This is a genomic window from Sphingobium sp. RSMS, assembly GCF_005406185.4.
Lineage (GTDB): Bacteria > Pseudomonadota > Alphaproteobacteria > Sphingomonadales > Sphingomonadaceae > Sphingobium > Sphingobium fuliginis.
The window spans coordinates 484,535-501,296 of sequence record NZ_CM191258.1; the positions used below are offsets into that span (position 1 = coordinate 484,535).

The 16,762-nt window shown below is 65.3% G+C and carries 20 protein-coding genes; 8 read left to right on the plus strand and 12 right to left on the minus strand.

Annotated features, from left to right (window positions below; all coding sequences use genetic code 11):
* Positions 1–5 precede the first annotated feature (5 nt).
* The 6 genes from EGM87_RS20265 to EGM87_RS20290 form a co-directional block, all read right to left on the minus strand.
* Positions 6–959 carry an SDR family NAD(P)-dependent oxidoreductase gene (locus tag EGM87_RS20265; RefSeq protein ID WP_137708948.1) on the minus strand — a complete coding sequence of 318 codons (954 nt, stop codon included), beginning with the start codon at positions 957–959 and terminating at the stop codon, positions 6–8.
* On the minus strand, positions 956–1,831 hold the full coding sequence (locus tag EGM87_RS20270; RefSeq protein WP_253719223.1) for an SDR family NAD(P)-dependent oxidoreductase: 876 nt from the start codon (positions 1,829–1,831) through the stop codon (positions 956–958). Before EGM87_RS20270 ends, EGM87_RS20265 begins: the two co-directional genes overlap by 4 nt.
* Before the next feature lie 5 nt (positions 1,832–1,836).
* Positions 1,837–2,595, minus strand: a complete 759-nt coding sequence (locus EGM87_RS20275; RefSeq protein ID WP_137708946.1) for an SDR family NAD(P)-dependent oxidoreductase — start codon at positions 2,593–2,595, stop codon at positions 1,837–1,839.
* Between the two features lie 26 nt (positions 2,596–2,621).
* Complete coding sequence (locus EGM87_RS20280) at positions 2,622–3,965, minus strand: aromatic ring-hydroxylating dioxygenase subunit alpha (RefSeq protein WP_137708945.1); 1,344 nt, start codon at positions 3,963–3,965, stop codon at positions 2,622–2,624.
* A gap of 164 nt (positions 3,966–4,129) precedes the next feature.
* On the minus strand, positions 4,130–4,945 hold the full coding sequence (locus tag EGM87_RS20285; RefSeq protein WP_137708944.1) for an SDR family NAD(P)-dependent oxidoreductase: 816 nt from the start codon (positions 4,943–4,945) through the stop codon (positions 4,130–4,132).
* A 10-nt stretch (positions 4,946–4,955) separates the two neighbouring features.
* Complete coding sequence (locus EGM87_RS20290; RefSeq protein WP_171009952.1) at positions 4,956–5,411, minus strand: PaaI family thioesterase; 456 nt, start codon at positions 5,409–5,411, stop codon at positions 4,956–4,958.
* A 171-nt stretch (positions 5,412–5,582) separates the two neighbouring features.
* Here EGM87_RS20290 and EGM87_RS20295 point away from each other — a divergent pair, with 171 nt between their 5' ends.
* From EGM87_RS20295 to EGM87_RS20320, 6 genes are all read left to right on the plus strand, one after another.
* Entirely contained in the window at positions 5,583–6,488 is a 906-nt protein-coding gene (locus EGM87_RS20295) for a crotonase/enoyl-CoA hydratase family protein (RefSeq protein ID WP_253719216.1), read from the plus strand.
* A gap of 121 nt (positions 6,489–6,609) precedes the next feature.
* Positions 6,610–7,590, plus strand: coding sequence for a thiamine pyrophosphate-dependent dehydrogenase E1 component subunit alpha (locus EGM87_RS20300; protein ID WP_137708941.1), 981 nt, complete (start codon positions 6,610–6,612; stop codon positions 7,588–7,590).
* Positions 7,590–8,615 (plus strand): alpha-ketoacid dehydrogenase subunit beta, encoded by a 1,026-nt coding sequence (locus EGM87_RS20305; RefSeq protein WP_171009951.1) that lies wholly within the window; start codon positions 7,590–7,592, stop codon positions 8,613–8,615. The genes EGM87_RS20300 and EGM87_RS20305 overlap by 1 nt, the downstream gene beginning before the upstream one ends.
* Positions 8,616–8,635: 20 nt before the next feature.
* Positions 8,636–8,866, plus strand: a complete 231-nt coding sequence (locus EGM87_RS20310) for a biotin/lipoyl-containing protein (protein ID WP_137708940.1) — start codon at positions 8,636–8,638, stop codon at positions 8,864–8,866.
* 5 nt (positions 8,867–8,871) lie between these two features.
* Positions 8,872–9,189: a DUF4286 family protein gene (locus EGM87_RS20315; protein WP_044660663.1), complete on the plus strand. Its 318-nt coding sequence runs from the start codon at positions 8,872–8,874 to the stop codon at positions 9,187–9,189.
* The gene (locus tag EGM87_RS20320; RefSeq protein ID WP_137708939.1) at positions 9,186–9,929 is read left to right on the plus strand and encodes a 2-oxo acid dehydrogenase subunit E2; all 744 of its coding nucleotides are present in this window, start codon (positions 9,186–9,188) and stop codon (positions 9,927–9,929) included. Before EGM87_RS20315 ends, EGM87_RS20320 begins: the two co-directional genes overlap by 4 nt.
* Positions 9,930–9,988: 59 nt before the next feature.
* Here the strand turns inward: EGM87_RS20320 and EGM87_RS20325 are convergent, their stop codons facing one another.
* Positions 9,989–10,639, minus strand: coding sequence for a glutathione S-transferase family protein (locus EGM87_RS20325; RefSeq protein ID WP_137708938.1), 651 nt, complete (start codon positions 10,637–10,639; stop codon positions 9,989–9,991).
* Entirely contained in the window at positions 10,636–11,538 is a 903-nt protein-coding gene (locus EGM87_RS20330; RefSeq protein WP_025550271.1) for an SDR family NAD(P)-dependent oxidoreductase, read from the minus strand. The genes EGM87_RS20325 and EGM87_RS20330 overlap by 4 nt, the downstream gene beginning before the upstream one ends.
* 238 nt (positions 11,539–11,776) lie before the next feature.
* Here EGM87_RS20330 and EGM87_RS20335 point away from each other — a divergent pair, with 238 nt between their 5' ends.
* The gene (locus EGM87_RS20335; RefSeq protein ID WP_137708937.1) at positions 11,777–12,679 is read left to right on the plus strand and encodes a LysR family transcriptional regulator; all 903 of its coding nucleotides are present in this window, start codon (positions 11,777–11,779) and stop codon (positions 12,677–12,679) included.
* A 4-nt stretch (positions 12,680–12,683) separates the two neighbouring features.
* Here the strand turns inward: EGM87_RS20335 and EGM87_RS20340 are convergent, their stop codons facing one another.
* Positions 12,684–13,544, minus strand: coding sequence for a TauD/TfdA dioxygenase family protein (locus EGM87_RS20340; protein WP_137708936.1), 861 nt, complete (start codon positions 13,542–13,544; stop codon positions 12,684–12,686).
* 110 nt (positions 13,545–13,654) lie between these two features.
* Between EGM87_RS20340 and EGM87_RS20345 the strand changes: the two genes are divergently transcribed.
* Positions 13,655–14,290 carry a TetR/AcrR family transcriptional regulator gene (locus EGM87_RS20345; protein ID WP_137708935.1) on the plus strand — a complete coding sequence of 212 codons (636 nt, stop codon included), beginning with the start codon at positions 13,655–13,657 and terminating at the stop codon, positions 14,288–14,290.
* Between the two features lie 30 nt (positions 14,291–14,320).
* Here the strand turns inward: EGM87_RS20345 and EGM87_RS20350 are convergent, their stop codons facing one another.
* From EGM87_RS20350 to EGM87_RS20360, 3 genes are read right to left on the minus strand one after another with little or no spacing between them, the layout of a single operon-like run.
* Positions 14,321–15,481, minus strand: a complete 1,161-nt coding sequence (locus tag EGM87_RS20350) for a thiolase family protein (protein WP_137708934.1) — start codon at positions 15,479–15,481, stop codon at positions 14,321–14,323.
* Entirely contained in the window at positions 15,478–15,843 is a 366-nt protein-coding gene (locus EGM87_RS20355) for a Zn-ribbon domain-containing OB-fold protein (protein ID WP_253719217.1), read from the minus strand. The genes EGM87_RS20350 and EGM87_RS20355 overlap by 4 nt, the downstream gene beginning before the upstream one ends.
* On the minus strand, positions 15,843–16,613 hold the full coding sequence (locus EGM87_RS20360; RefSeq protein ID WP_137708933.1) for an enoyl-CoA hydratase/isomerase family protein: 771 nt from the start codon (positions 16,611–16,613) through the stop codon (positions 15,843–15,845). Before EGM87_RS20360 ends, EGM87_RS20355 begins: the two co-directional genes overlap by 1 nt.
* Positions 16,614–16,762: the final 149 nt, after the last annotated feature.

Consider the following 16,762-nt stretch of genomic DNA (forward strand, 5'->3'; position numbering starts at 1 on the left):
CTCGCTCAGCCTCTTTCCACGTCCGGGCCGAAATCGGGCGTCTCGGCGGCCGTCCAGGGCAGATGGCGGAAATAGCGCGCGCCTGCTTCCGCCTGATTGTGCACGGGCGTGAGCAGGCTTTCGTCCCCGATCTCCCCAATCCTTTGGGCGACCCGCTCGGCGCTGATCTCCGCGTCGAAAATCTCCCCTGTTTCCGCGAAGATCAGGCTCGACAGGCGACCGCCGCCCGTCAGCAGGATGCGGCCGGTCTCGGTGCAATCGCGGCTCAGGAACCAGGCCATTGCCGCCGCCACCTTCTCGGGCGGCAGGTTGTCGCGGAACCAGGCGACCGTGGAGGGATCGGGTATCTGCTCGATCAGCCGGGAATAGGATGTCGGCATCACGGCATTCACCGATATGCCCAGCGGCTTGCCCTCGATCGCGGCGTCCAGCGTCAGGCCCAGCATGCCCGCCTTGGCCGCGGCATAAGGGGCATTGCCGCCGACGCCAAGCGCGCCGTTGGAACTGACGTTGAGGATGCGGCCATGACGCTGCGCCGCCATATGCGGCCAGGCGGCGCGCATCAGATGGTGGCCGCCAATCAGGTTCGTCGCATAATGGCGCTCGATCGCCTCGTCATCATGGGCGGTGAAGGGCCCGGCAATGCCCGTGCCGGCATTGTTGACCAGAATGTCGATCCGTCCAAAGGCAGTCAGGGCCGCCTGGACGATGGCCCGCGCATTCGCCGCCGTGCCGACCGCCAGACCATTGGCGATCGCCTGCCCACCCGCCGCCGTGATTTCCGCGACCACCGCTTCGGCTGGAGCGGAACTGCCATTCTGTTCGCCCAGAACGCCGCCGCCATAGTCGTTGACGACCACGGCGGCGCCGCGCCGCGCCAGTTCCAGCGCATAGGCGCGCCCCATGCCACCGCCTGCTCCCGTCACGATGGCCGTCTGGCCGGAAAAATCGATGGTCATGCTGTCATCGCCTTCACCAGTTCCGGCATGATCTCCGCGCCGGACGCAAAAGAGCTGGTCCATTCGGGCTGCGCGGTCAGGCCCCGCATCACGCTGTCGATGTCGCCTTCCGACAATTGGCGAACCGGCCCTTCCAATATCTGGACGCGGCGGACATGGCCTGCGCCCGCATGATAGATGCCGCCCGAGGTCGAACATCTGTCGCTGCATAGCCAGCCAACGACCGGCGCGACATGATCGGGCGAGGCATAGTCGGCCCATTCCGCCGGAATGCTGCCCGAGGACATAGGCGTATAGGCGGCGGGAGCGACGACATTGACGCACAGGTCCGCGCCAGCCGGGACATCGATCGCCAGGGAACGCGCGATGCCCACCATCGCCGCCTTGGACGCCGCATAATCGGCCGATCCGACCTGTCCCCACAGTCCGGCGCTGGAGCCGGTCAGCACGATCCGCCCATAGCCCGCTTTCACCATGGCGGGCCACACGGCCTTCAGCCCCACCAGCACGCCGCGCAGGTTGATGTCGAGCAACGCATCCATTTCCTCCAGCGTCACCGTGCCGAAATCGCGGAACGCCTGAACACCCGCATTGCTGACGAAAATGTCAGGCGCGCCGAAATGCCGCCCGGCGATCCGCACCATTTCGGCGGCGGCCTGCGGCATCTGCACAGGCCCGCCATGCGCGACCGCCCGGCCGCCTGCCGCCACGATCTCCTCCACGACGGCCCGCGCCGAGGATGAGCCGTCCGGCGCCGGGCGGTTGCTCACGAACACGGCGCAACCATGGGCGGCGAGCCAATGCGCATAGGCGCGGCCCAGCCCCTTGGCGCCGCCGGTGACGATGGCGGTGCGGCCCGAAAGGTCGAGCATCCCGCTCACAGCATCATCTGCCCGCCGTCGACATTGATCGTCTGGCCCGTCACATAACGGCTGTCCTCGCTCGCCAGGAACAGCACGGCAGGGCCGATGTCCTCTGCGCAATCGCCCAGATAGCCGAGCGCGACCAGCTTCATGACCTTCTCCGCTTCTTCCGGGAAGTCCTTCACCCATTGTTCGGCAATGGGGCTGAGCGCGGCCGGGCAGATCACATTGACGCGGACTTTATGTTTGCCCAATTCCCGCGCGGCGGTGCGGGACAGGCCGCGAATGGCCTCCTTGGTCGCGGCATAGGCGGCGAATCCGACGCCGCCATGAATCCCCTCATAGGAACCGAAATTGATGATCGATCCGCCCTTTTCTTTCATATGGGGGACGGCCGCCTGCATATGCTGGAACGTTCCATAGAGACCGGATTCGATCGTCAGCGCGAACAGCGCGTCGTCCGTATCCTCGAACATGGTGCCGGGTTTGGACGTCTGGGCGTTGTTGACCAATATGTCGAGCCCGCCGAACAGGTGGACCGCCCTGGCGACGGCGGCCTCCGCATCGGCGCGCACGCCGGCGGTCCCCGCGATCCACGCCGCTTCGCCGCCCTCCGCCTTCAAGCCGGCGACCGCCGCTTCCAGCTTGTCGGGCGTGCGGCCGGTGATCAGCACCTTCGCGCCTTCCCGCAGGAAAACCTGCGCGATGCCCAGACCCACGCCCTGGCCGCCGCCGGTGACGATCGCGACCTTGCCGCTCAATCTGCCAGCCATATTCTCTCCTTTTGAATCTTTTGGGGTCAGGCGCCGATGAACTCGCGCAGCGCCCGGTGGAAATTCGACACGCTCCGTTCCTGCACGGGATTGGTGCGCGATCCGGTGAAGCCCGTGGAGCGCATGCCCCGCTGCACTTCGGTCATATTCTCGAAATCCTGCGTCAGGATCAGGCCCCAGGCGTCATGATCGCGCCAATCCTTGAATTCCTGCCGTTCCAGCGGCGGCTCCTGTCCTTCGGGATAGAGGACCAGCGAATAGACTTCGAAGATGCACCGTTCCGGATCATTGCGGTCGGGACGCGCGCGATAGGCGAGCATCGCATCGGGCGCGGGCAGGAAGACCATGTTCGGGAACAGGTGCCAGTCCGCCCCGGCCCGCCCGATCTCCTCGGGCGTCAGCGACGGGAAGGGGATGCCGCGTTCCTGCGCCGCCTCGAAGGCGATCTGGCCATATTTCATCAGCACGTCGAGCAGGGATGCGTCCTCCGGCAGTTCATCGACAAGCCGGTCCGCCAGTTCCGCCATGTGCGGCGGGATCGAGGCTTTCAGATCCTCCTCCAGCATCAGGACGAAGTCGCGGACGTTGCGGCGATAGTCGACCTGCGTGCTGGCAAGCCGGGGGGAACGCTCGCCCAGCGAAATGCGCCCCGGCGCGAGCTGGTAACTGCCATGGCGCCCCTCGGCAAAGGACAGGGCCTCGTCATCGTGGACCGGCAGCAATTGGGTATGGGTCGTCTGGACGTGATAGCCTTCGTTGAAGGCTTCCAGCGCGGTCTTCCAGTTGCAGTCGATGCCCGTGCGCTTGTACCAGCGATAGCGCATCTTCTCGAACGGATAATTGCGGAAAACATCCGGAATGGGCGACAGGAAGTCGAGCAGCGGTTCGGCATCCCCGTCCATGCAGATGAAGACGAATCCGCCCCAGCGATCGACCCGGACTTGCGGCAGGGCGATGTCCTCGTCCTTCAGGCCGCCGTCCCAATTATCGCGGTCGACCACATGGGCGATGGTGCCGTCCAGCTTCCAGGACCAGCCATGAAAACGACAGTACAGGCGGGCGGCATGGCCGCACCCTTCCGTCAGGCGGCGGCCGCGATGCTGGCACGCATTATGATAGGCCGCGATCCGGTCCGCGGCGACACGCACGACGATGATGGATTCGTCCAGCACGTCATAGGTCACATAATCCCCGACGCGGGGAATCTCCTCCTCGCGGCAGGCCATCTGCCAGGTGCGGGGCCAGAGCCGCCGTTGTTCCAGCCGCGCGAAATCGCGGCTGACATAATCTTCCTTCGGGATGAAATCCTCTGGACCTGCCTTTTTCCTGCGGGTGATCTTCGGCTGTAGCGCGGCGGCTGGCTGGTTCACGATTGCTGCCCTCTCCTGAGACCTTGCCATCAGCTTCCCGCGCCCACATGGCGCAAGTCAATGTCGCGGGTCCACGCGGCCCGGATCATCGCCAGTCTGATCCCTGCCCGCCCGATCGGATGGATTCACCGCCAACCGTTCGGCAACAAACGGCCATAGCAGGCTCACATCTGCGGCGACGCGCCGTCATGGGCGGCGATGGAGGCCATGATCTCCTCCGTGGTGGGATTGCGGCGCAGCGTCAGCCCGCCCGTCACATGGAAGGTCTGGCCTGTCATGAAACATTCGTCGCTGGCCATGAACAGCGCCGCATTGGCGATGTCTTCCACCGTGGTGATCCGGCCCAGCGGATATTCCTTCGCATAGGCCTCCACCATGCCGGGCACGTTGAACCCGCCCAGCATCGGCGTGATGGTCAGGCCCGGCGCCAGAATGTTCGCGCGGATGCCATGCCTGCCATATTCATAGGCGACAAAGCGCGTCATCTGGTTGAGCGCGGCCTTGGCGCCCATATAGCTGCAATGATCGTCGGACATGATGTCGGCCACGGCGGAAGAGATGTTGACGATCGCGCCGCCCCTTCCGTCCGGCCGTTCCCGCTTCATCGCGCCGACCATCACCTGCATGAAGAACAGCCCGCCCTTGAAGATGACGGAGAGGATCGAATCGATCTGCTCCTCCGTCTCCTCCTCGAAGGGCGCGAGGAAGCCGATGGCCGCCGCATTGACGGCGATGTCGATCGCGCCATGCCGCGCCAGCACCGCGTCCGCCAGCGACTGGATCTGGTCGCGGCTGCGGATGTCGCACGGAATGGCGGTGGCTCCGGTCGCGGCGGCGAACGCGTCCAGCCCTTTCTGGCCGCGACCGGACACGACGACATGCGCGCCTTCCTCCAGGAAGCGATTGGCGATCGCTTGTCCCATATTGCCTTCCCGCGTCGCGCCCATGATCACAGCGACCTTGCCTGACAGACGGCCCATGATGCTCTCCTTATCCATTCTGTTCCGACGACCGCGCGATCAGCGATTCAAAGTCGCGATAGGGCGGGAATTTGCGGCGGAAGACCGCATTGGCGCGCAGCGCTGTCTCGCCGTCCGCGCTGAAGCGGCATTGCGCGAAGCCAAGGTTGGGCGTCCAGCGCAGAACCTCCGCCCGTCCTTCCACCCATTGGCCTTCCGCCGCCGCGCCCAGGAAGTCGATGCTCATCGAAACGGTGGGCCCGCTCAGTCCTGTCACGAAGCCGACATTCACGCCCATGACCACATCGGCCATCGTGGCCCAGGTGCCGCCATGACAATGGCCGCGCGGGTTGCAGTGCTGCTGTCCGACATGAAAGCCCAGCGTTACATGGCCGTCCGCCTCCCGGCGGATGTAAACCGGGTCGAAGCCGCCCATCACATCGTCCATCCGGTCCAGCCGGTGGAAGCCCGCCGGCACGTCCGCCATCCTCGCCTTTGCATTTTGCATAAGCGGCAGGACTGCGCCCTCCACCCGGACGGGGCAAGACGGGGAGGGTGCAAGGATCACATGGCCGATAGGCGGCGGGGCCAGCCTCGCCAGCGCGGCACGGAGCGCGCTATGCTGGCGCGATAGGGATTTGGAGAGCGGAACATGGGCATGAAATGGCTGAAATCGACGGACTGCATCGGCTTCGCGGTGCGCGACAATGTGGCCCGCATCACCCTGAACCGCCCCGAAAAGCGCAACGCCCTGTCGGGCCAGATGCTGAAGGAATTGCATCAGGCGCTGCTGGAAGCGGACGACCGCCGGGACGCCAATGTCATCCTGCTTTCGGGCGAGGGCAGGGATTTCTGCGCTGGCTACGACCTGACGGACAGCTATGGCGGCGCGGCCGACACGGCGTCGGACTATGATCCCGCCGCCTATCGCAGCCGCGCGGGGACCATCGACGACGACATCTGGAATCTGGAGCGGCAGCAGGAGCTGACCTCCATCATGCTGGACCTGCACAAGCCGATCGTGGCGAAGGTGCAGGGCAATTGCCTGGCGGGCGGCACCGACCTCGCTTTCTCCTGCGACATCGTGCTTGCCGCCGACGACGCGAAGATCGGCTTCCCCGCCGCCCGCGCCAACGGCACGCCGCCGACGAACCTGTGGTTCTATCATTGCGGTCCGCAGTGGACCAAGCGCATGCTGTTCACCGGCGACACGATCAGCGGCATCGACGCGGCGTGCATCGGCATGGTGCTGGAAGCCTATCCGGCCGAGGAACTGGATTTCAAGGCGGATGAGATGGTGCGCCGCATCGGCAGCGTCGACGCGGAAATACTCGCCACGCACAAGCGCGTCGTCAATGCGCAGATGGAGCTGGCGGGGGCGAAACAATCCCTGCGCTATGCCGCCGAACTCGACGCCCGCGCCCATCTCAGCACCGGCCCGCGCCGCAGCCGGTTCCGCAAGGACATGGCGGAAAAGGGATTGAAGGAAGCGCTTGCCAATCGCGACGCGCCGTTCGGCAAGGGGCGGATAGAGCTTCGCGCCCGCCGTCCCCGGCCGGAATAGGGACGCCGCCTCATCCTTCACAATTGCGATATGGCAGGGGCGGGGCTTTCCTGCCCGCCAAAACATGGCAGATGCTGGACGGCGTATAGCGAAAATCCGGCCTTTCGAAAGGACGTCTGAAATGAGCAACAGGGCAACCCCCGATGCGGCGACCCAGTTAGAGATCTACCGCCGCATGGCGCTGATCAAGGCGAATGACGAACGGTCGCGCAAGGTCATCATGAACGGGCGGCTGGTCATGCCCTATTACAGCCCGCGCGGTCAGGAGGTGATCCCCAGCGCCATTTCGGTCAATCTGACGGACGAGGATTATATCTGCACCATCTATCGCGGCAGCCACGACCAGCTCGCCAAGGGCCTGCCGCTCAAGGATCTGTGGGCGGAAGTCGCCGGCCGCACCACCGGCACCTGCAAGGGGAAGGGCGGTCCGATGCACGTCACCTATCCCGCCAAGGGCATCATGGTGACGACCGGCATCGTCGGGTCCACCATGCCCATCGCCAACGGCCTTGCCTGGGGATCGCAGCTGCGCGGCGACGATCGCGTGACGGTCGCCTCCTTCGGGGACGGTGCCGCCAATATCGGCGCCTTCCATGAATCGCTCAATCTGGCCGCCGTCTGGAAACTGCCGGTGATCTTCGTGTGCCAGAACAATGAATGGGGCGAGCACACCGCCTATGACAAGACCAGCAACGTCAAGGTCGCGGATCGCGCCGCCGCCTATGGCATGCCGGGCGTACGGGTGGACGGCAACGACCCCTTCGAAATGTACGCCGTGGCGCAGGAGGCGATCGCCCGCGCCCGCGCCGGAGAGGGGCCGACGCTGATCGAGGCGATGACCTATCGCTTCTTCGGCCACGTCTTCGGCGATGCCGACGCCTATATGGACAAGGCGCGCAAGGCCGATGCGATGGCGAACGATCCCGTCCCGCGCTTCCGCGCGCAGCTCATCGAAACCGGCGTCGCGACGGAGGAGCAATTGGCCGAAATGGAAGCCGCCATAGAGAAGGAGATCGACGAAGCGGTCGAATTCGCGCTGGCGAGCGACTTCCCCGGCGTGGAGGAACTGAAGCGCGACGTGTTCGCGGAGGAGATGGCCTGATGAACGCCGAGACCCCAATGGCCCCCGCAAATATTGTGAAGGCCGCCAAGGCGAATATCCTCCAGGGCATCAACGCCGCCATCGCGGACGCCATGGAGGAGGATGAGAATGTCATCGCGCTGGGCGAAGACCTGGCCGATCCGGAGGAAGGCGGCGTCTGCGGCGTCACCAAGGGACTGTCGTCGCGCTTTGGCGAGCATCGTGTGCGCTCCACGCCCATTTCCGAACAGGCGATCATCGGCGCGGCCATCGGCGCCAGTCTGGTAGGCTTCAAGCCCATTGCCGAGATCATGTTGATGAACTTCACGACCGTGGCGATGGACATGATCGTCAACCATGCGGCGAAGCTGCGCTTCATGTCGGGCGGGCAGACCCATGTGCCCATCGTCATCCGCACCATGACGGGAACGGGTTTCGCCAGCGGCGGGCAGCATTGCGACTATCTGGAAGCCTGGTTCGCGCATACGGCGGGCATCAAGGTGGTCGCGCCCTCCAGCCCGAAGGACGCCTATGGCCTGATGCGCAGCGCCATCGACGATCCTGATCCGGTGCTGTTCATCGAGAATCTGCCCACCTACTGGTCGCCCGCCGACGCGCCGGAAAAGGGCCATCGCGTGCCTATCGGCAAGGCCAATGTGCTGAGCGAGGGCAGTGACGTCACCATCATCGCCTATGCCCGCATGATCCAGGAGGCGATGCCCGCCGTCGCCAAGCTGAAGGAAGCGGGCATCTCCGCCGAACTCATCGACCTGCGCACCATCGCGCCGTGGGACAAGGAAACGGTGGTGAAGTCGGTCGCCAGGACCGGCCGCGCCATCATCGTGCATGAGGCGGTGACGCCCTTCGGCGCCGGCGCGGAGATCGCGGCGGTGCTGAACGAGGAACTGTTCGGCAAGCTCAAGGCTCCGGTCAAGCGGCTGGGGGGCGCTTTCTGTCCGGTGCCCTTCTCCAAACCGCTGGAAACCGCCTTCGCCCCGCAGACCGCCGACATCGTCGCGGCGGCAGAGGCCCTCGTCAAATCCTAATATCGCTCAGGGAGTTCCCAATGGCTGTTGAAGTATTGCTGCCCAAGATCGGCTTTTCGATGAATGAAGGCACGCTGGCCGAATGGCTGGTGGAAGATGGCGGCCAGGCCGTCGAAGGCCAGCCGCTCTATGCGCTGGAATCGGAAAAATCGACGCAGGAAGTGGAAAGCCCCGCCAGCGGCACCCTCAGGATCATCGCCCAGATCGGGGAAACCTATGAGGTCGGCGCCCTTCTGGCGACCATCGGCTAAGCCCGATGCGCTACATCCTGCATGTCACCTCGCGCGCGGTGGCCGGGCGCGAGGCCGAATATGACCGCTGGTATGATGAGGTCCACTCGGTCGAGATGTGCCGGTTGCCGGGCATCCTGTCCTGTACCCGCTACAGGGAACTGGACATGACCGGAACCGAAACCGGCCTGTTCGTTGCCGATTATGAGGTTGAGACGAACGATCCCGCAGCCCTGCTGAATAGCGTGTTCGCGGCGGCGCCGACCATGCGGCTGACGGATTCCATCGACATGGAAAGCCCGCGCTTCACATTCCTCAAGCCAACGGGGCCTGAGCGCATATGAACGATCTCCTGGCAGGTCTGGCCCCCTGGCCCACGGGCGACTTCTCAGTCTTTGGAGAGGTCGAGCAGCGCCCCCTCAGCAAGATCCAGAAATTCGTCGCGGCCTTTCTGGGCCGCAACTGGGTCGCCATTCCGCACGTCACCCATCAGGACGATGCGGACATCACGCAATTGGAGGAACGGCGCAAGGCGCATAACGCGGCGGGCGGCACGAAGCTGACCGCCGTGCCGCTGCTGGTGAAGGCGCTGGCCGACGGCCTGGCCGCCTTTCCGCAATTCAACGCCTCGCTCGATCCGGCGAGCGGCATGCTGACGCTCAAGAAATATGTGCATGTGGGCGTGGCGGTGGACACGCCGGGCGGCCTGCTGGTGCCGGTCATTCGGGACTGCGACCGCAAATCCGCGACGCAGATCGCGGAGGAGATTGTCGCCCTTTCGGACAAGGCGCGGACCAAGGGCCTGTCGATGGCGGAAATGTCCGGCGGCTGCATCACCCTGACATCATTGGGCCATATCGGCGGGACCGGCTTCACGCCAATCGTCAACGCGCCCGAAGTCGCCATTCTGGGCGTCACGCGCGCCCGGCCGGTGCCGGTCCCGGGGGATGACGGCGGGATTGCGTGGCGGCAGATGCTGCCTCTGTCGCTCAGCTATGATCATCGCGTGATCAACGGTGCGGATGCAGCGCGTTTTTGCCGCTTCATCGCCGACCGGCTGGCGGCGGCCGACCTCTTCACCTGAGAGCCGAAATGCGGTTCTGAACGAAATGCGGTTCTGGGGACGTCTCGTCTTTCGGCGGATCATTTTCCCGCTCTCATGGCCGCGAGCGCGTCCGCCGTCTCCGTCCAGATTGCGCCCATGTCCGGATGCCGGCGCGCTTTCTCCCGATAGCCCGCCAGATTGGGGCAGTCCGCGAGAGGATCGTCGAGGCCGAAGATTTGGGCTACCACCTCGCACAGCAACAGGCTGGGCAGCAATATGCAGTCCGCCTTGCTGATGGCGCCGCCCGCGGCGAAAGGGGCGTCTGCCGTGAACCGGTCGGTGAGCGCCAGCCCGTTGCGCCAATTGGCGATCTCGGCCGCGACCGTCGCCTCGTCGCGGGTCACAGGGTCCATCTGCTTGAACAAACGCGACATGGCAGGCGTGGCATAGAGTTCGAAACTGCGGATGATGTTGCGCATCCGCACCCGTTCGCCCGTATCGGCGGGCAATAGGGATGGAGCAGGGAAGCGCTCGTCCAGATAGTCGATGATGGTCTCCGATTCGGCAATCGCCAGCCCGTCGTCCGTCACCAGCACCGGCAATTTCCCGATCGGATTGATCGCAAGAAATTCGGGCGACCGCGTGCCGCCGCCCGGCGGAGGCTGCATGGCATAGTCCAGCGTCTTGACGCGCAGCGCCAGCCGCACGCGGGCGGCGAAGGGCGAAAGGGTGACGGCATAGAGGATCATGCCTCATCTCCATCGCGGTAGAGGCGCGCCAGCGTGCCTGCGAGCGGCGTCGGCACGAAACCGTCGCCAAAGGGCCAGTCCAGCATGCCCGCCGCCGCCATGGTGCCGCCGTCGACATGCAGCGTCATGCCCGACACGAAGGTGGACAGGTCCGAACCCAGGAACAGCACGGCATCGGCCAGCGCATCGACCGGCGGCTGCTCGCCCCTGGGGATGTACATTTCCAGGCCCTTGCCCTGGGCGTGAGCGGGCAGCCTGGCAAAACCCTCCGCGAAGGAGGGGGGCATGGCGGCCATATTGCCCCGGCTCAATGTCGTGTCCGGCGCGATGCAACTGACGCGGATCCTGTCCTTGCCCAGTTCCACCGCCATCGAACGGGTGAAGTTCGTCGTCGCCGCCTTGGCGCCCGCATAGACCGAAAAGCTGGCGGCGCCGCGATGCGCCTCTATGGTGGTGAAATTGACGATGCTGCCGCCATCGCCGGAACGCTTGATCAGCGGCACGGCGCGCTGCACCGACTGGACGACATAGCCATAGTTGCGATGGATGTCCCGGGCGATGTCGGCCCGGCTGGCTTCGGACAGCAATTGCCGCTTCGTTCCGCCCGCCACGTTCACCACTATGTCGAGACGCGGGCAGGCGCGTTCGACCTCGTCGTAAAAGGCGTCGAGCGCGGCTTCGTCGGTGGCATCGACGACCATGGCCGTGACCTGGCGGCCCATGGACCTGACCGCTTCCTCCGTCCCCGCCAGCGCAGCCGCATCGATGTCGCAGATCGCAAGGTCCACCCCCGCCTTGGCCAGCGCCAGCGATATGCCTGCCCCAATGCCGCCCCCGCCGCCGATGACGGCCGCCACTTTGCCGGCCAGATTGGCGCGTTCGTCCAGAAAACCGCTCATCCGGGACTCCTCTCCGGATCATGTTGTGCAGGGTTGCATGCAATGCGGCAAGGACGCCGCGGCAGACATCAAAAGGCCGATGAGATGGGGAGGAAGCCTATGCCGCGCGGCATTCCGATGTAGGATGCACGGCTCGACCATCCGGAACTTCCACAGCCTTGCCGAACGCTTCCTCGCATTTCCCTATTCCGGTCCGCCTGCGGCTCTGGACCGTCGCTGACCGCGGCAGGAGCAGAAGATGGATCGACTGACCGCGATGGAGGCCTTCGTCGCCGTGGCTGAGGCCGGTTCCTTCACCCGCGCCGCGCTGCGCCTCAACATCTCGACGCCCATGGTCACCCTGCATGTCAGGCGGCTGGAGGAACATCTGGGCGTGCGGCTGTTCAACCGCTCGACGCGCCGCGTCGACCTGACCGCCGAAGGGGGCCATTATCTGACCTATGCGCAGGCTGCGCTGGACGCCGTGGCCACGGCCGACATGGCGGTGCGGCCGGGGGCAGGCATAGCGGGGCGCGTGCGGCTGGATGCCCCGGCCTCCATGGGGCAGGCGTTCATCATGCCAGCACTGGCCGAATTCCAACGGGCCCATCCGCAGCTGATCCTCGACCTGACGCTAGGCGATCGAGGGACTTTCTTTCGCGTCGACGGCTTCGACCTGGTCATCCGCGCGGGCGAAGCGCCGCCCACGGGATGGAAGACCCTGACGCTCGGCACGACAAGGCTGATCTGCCTGGCATCGCCTGACTATATCGCACAGCACGGCCAGCCGTCGGAAGCCGATGACCTGACGCAGCATCGCGCCATACTCTATGCCAGCGTGGAAATGCCGGGCGGCAATCCGCTTCAATTGCGGCAAGGCGACCGCACCGTCCGCGTGCGACCGCCGACGGCCTTCACATTCAACGACGGCGCGGCGATACTTTCCGCAACCCTCGCCGGTCTGGGCGTCGGCCAGACGCTGGAAATGCTGGCCCGCGACCATATCCGCGCCGGTCGCCTGATCCCGCTGCTGCCGGAAGCGAACTGGCCCCGGCTGCCTGTCGTGCTGATGGGCGCCCCGGATCGTGTCGCCCTGCCGCATGTGCAGGCCGCGCTCGCCTTCCTGACGGAGCGGATCGACTGGCGCCTCGACCCCGGCTGATCCGTCAGGCCGCCAGATCGGCCGGCCTGCACAGCGCGGGCGTGCCCTTGGTGCTGATCCGGTAGAGCAGCCGCCGCTTGCCGGGTTCGTCGGAATATTCGATCGGCGTGGCGCTGTGCAGCACCTGGAAATTGTCCCACAGGAAGATGTCGCCGGCCTCGACCTTGTAGCGCATGACGAACCGGGGCTGGGTGCAATGGGCGCGCAACCGGTCGATCAGCGCGCGCCCCTCGTCAACGTCCAGCCCCTCCGCGCCGAAGGCCGAACCGGACAGATAGAGCGCCTTTCGACCCGTCACCGGATGACGCATCACCAGCGGATGCGAAACAATGCCGTGCCGCGCGGTATTTTCCGGAATGAAGGGGATCTTCTCACCCGGCAGGGCCGGGGACCCGCCCAGGCAATGCAATCCGGTGAGCCCGTCGATCCTGGCCTTCATGTCCTCGTCCAGCGCATCATAGGCCATGACCGTGCTGGCGATCAGCGTTTCGCCGCCTTCATCGGGCGTTTCCACACCATAGAGCATGGTCACGCTGGCGGGCACCGCTTCATAGCTGCTGTCCTGATGCCAGAATTTGGCGCCGTCGCGATAGCGCTCGGGCGTGGCGGCGGCATTGGTGATCCGGATCATCTCCGGAAAGTCATCCTTCCTGTGCGACGGCAGGTGGAACATCAGCGGGTCGCCCCATTGATGGCCAAAAGCGACATAGTCCGCATCGGTCAGCCGCTGCCCGCGTATCGCGAGAATTTGATGTTCGTGCAGCGCCGCGATCAAGGCGCGCAAGGTCTCGTCGCTCTGGGGGACGGAAAGGTCGACGCCTTCGACGGTGGCGCCGAAGGGACCGGGCATGGTGCTGATGATCATGGGGGAATCCTCTCAATTTCCTGGGAGGCATCATAAGCTCCGACAAAAATAAAGCAAATGCTTTAATTTGAGATCTGGCCATCCTTTGCGGGCCAGCTACAAGCATCGCCATGGCCTCCACTTCCCGCAGCGAAATCACCCGCCGGCAGCTTTGCCTCGCGGCAGAGACATTGGTGGCGCAATCGGGGATCGGCGTGGCGACGCTGCGCGCCGTCGCGATTGCCGCCGGGCAGAAGAACACCGCCGCCGTCAGCTATCATTTCGGCAGCGTGGAGGAACTGCTGCGCGCCGTCATCGACATGCGACTTCGCGATACGGAGGCGGAGCGCGCACGGATGATCCGGGAAAGCGGTCCCTCGCTGGAGGATGTTGACGCCTTCACCGCCTGGCGCTGCATGATGCGGCCCTATTTCCTCCTCGACGATGAACAGACGCCGCATGCCCATATCCGGTTCATGATGCACATGAGCGCGGCGGGCCTGCTCAGTGATCCGTTCGATGCGCGCATCCCCCGGCCCGGCGCGCCCAGCATCGCGGCCCTGCTGGAGCGGTTGCACGCCGCGCTGGCCTGGCTGCCGCCGCAACTGGGCCGGGCCCGCATCGCGCTGGCGGGGGCGATGATGTGGAATGCGGTGGCGCTGTTCGACAAGCATGGCTTTGGCGAGGAGCAGCCCGCGCTGGAGATGGAGACGCTGCTCACCGATGTCGAGAAACTGGTGCGGCTGGTGTTGAGCGCACCCGCCTGAAGGAGGGCAGGGCGCGCCCATTCCGCCATGCTATACGGTTTCGGCGGTTCCCAGCACGACCGTCGCTTCGCTCGACAACACGCCGCCATTGCCATGCGCGACGGCAAGACGGGCATTCTTGACCTGCCGTTCGCCGCATTCGCCGCGAAGCTGACGCGTGGCTTCCACCAGCAGGAACAGGCCATACATGCCCGGATGCACGCAGGACAGGCCGCCGCCATTTGTGTTGAGCGCCAGCCCGCCGCCCGGCGCGACATGGCCGCCCGAGACAAAGCGTCCGCCTTCCCCCTTGGGGCAGAAACCCAGATCCTCCAGGAACAGAATGGGCGTGATGGTGAAGGCGTCGTAGAGCATCGCCACGTCCATGTCGGCAGGCTTGACCCCGGCCTGCGCGAAGGCCTGCGGACCGGAAATCGCCGCCCCCGTCACGGTGAGGTCGGGCATGGAGCTGATTTCGCGATGGGTGACGGCATGGGCCGCGCCCAGCACATGGACCGGCGCCCTGGCGCAATCCTTTGCCCAGTCGGCGCGCACCATCACCACGGCGGCCGCGCCGTCGTTGAACAGGCAGCAATCGCGTACGGTCAGCGGATCGGACACCATCCGCGCCTTCAGCACATCCTCGACGCTCAGCGGATCGCGCACCGCCGCCTCCGGGTTCAGTTGCGCCCATTGCCGCGCCGCCACCGCCACTTCGGCCAGTTGCTCGCGGGTAGTGCCGTAGAGATGCATGTGCCGGCTCGCCGCCAGCGCATAGGAGGAGAGGGGAGCGAGCGGCTTGTACGGCGCTTCCCACGGGCTCTGGCGCGTCATGCCGACGCCGGGCGGCGGGTTGCTCGCCGGGTTTGAGCCATAGGCGATCAGCGCGCAGTCGATCAGCCCCGCCTCCAGCGCGAGCGCCGCCTGCTGCACATAGACCTCGAAAGCGGAGCCTCCGGTGCGGTTGCAGTCGGTGACCTTCGGCGTCAGGCCCAGATATTCGGCCAGTTCCATGCCGCCCAGCGCCTCATAGGGCGCGGAGGTGTAGAGCGCATCCACTTCCGACAGGGCAATGCCCGCATCGGCCAGCGCCAGCAGCGCGGCCTTCGCCGCCATGTCCACGGCGGACAGGCCGGGGCATTGGCCGATGCCATAGGTCGACGCGCCCACGATCGCGGCGCGCCCGCGCGGGAATCCATTGCCCATGCTCATGCAGGCACGAAGACGAGCAAAGGCTTGTCCCCCTCCTGGATGATGCTGGCCCTGACGGCCATGCCGATATGGATGTCATCGACCGGCACGCCATCGACGCGGCTCATGAGGCGCGGTCCTTCGGCCAGGTCGACCAGAACGACGCTGTAGCTGTCGGCCGGGTCCTTCTTGCGCACGATGGTGACGGCATGCACCGTTCCAGCCCCGGATGCGCTCACCCATTCCAGATCCTCCGCGCCCGTGCCCGGCTCCATGACGCGGGGGTAGAAAACATGGCCGCCGGTCGACCGGCTGCGCTGGATCATGAAACGACCCTCGGCCAGATGCGCGCGCCATTCCGCTTCGGGCTGGAGCATCCGCATCACTCGCCCCGGAACAGCGGCTTGCGCTTTTCACGGAAGGCGGCCAGCCCTTCCTCATGGTCTTCGGTGCGGCTCATCAGCGGCTGGATCGCGGCCTCCAGCTCCAGATATTGCTCGAACCCGTTGTTCCAGCTCAGATCGAACTGGCGCTTTGCCATGCCCATGGCGATGCTGGGGCCGGACGCGAAGCTTTCCGCCAGTTCCATCGCCCGGTCCATCAATGCATCCTGGGCGACCTTCTCATAAGCGATGCCCATGGCCACCGCTTCGTCGGCACGGATGATGCGGCCCGAATAGACCAGTTCCTTGGCCTTCTGCACGCCCAGCGACTGGCGCAGGTGCCAGACAAGGCCGCCATCGGGCGCCAATGCGATGTTGCGGAATATCGCGGCAAAGCGGGCCTGTTCGCCCGCCAGCACGATGTCGCAGGCCAGCGCGTAGGAAAAGCCCACACCCACGCATATGCCCGGCACGGCTGCAATGGTCGGCTTCTTGAGCGAATATATGGCCTTCGCGATGCGGTTGAGCGTGTACATCCGGTCCATCGATCCGGTGACGCCGCCCTTGCGCATGCCCGATACGTCCATGCCCGAACAGAAGTCGCCACCTTCTCCGGTCAGGATGACCGCGCGCACGTCCTGATCCATCGCGATGTCCTCGAACGCGCCATATAGCTGGCCGCGCATCTCCTGGGTGATCGCATTCTTGGTCTGCGGGCGGTCAAGCTTCACGATCGCGACCGGACCCTGCTTTTCGACGATGATGGTCATGGGGAGCGCTCCCTGTTTCTTGTCAAACCTGCTTTGTGGACCGGCATGGTCCGGGTCAAGAATGGCGCGCGGCTTCATCAAAGACGTGATGAGGCAAGCGCCTTTATGGAAAGCCGCGCCATCAGCCCCTATCTGCGCCCCAGCTTCTG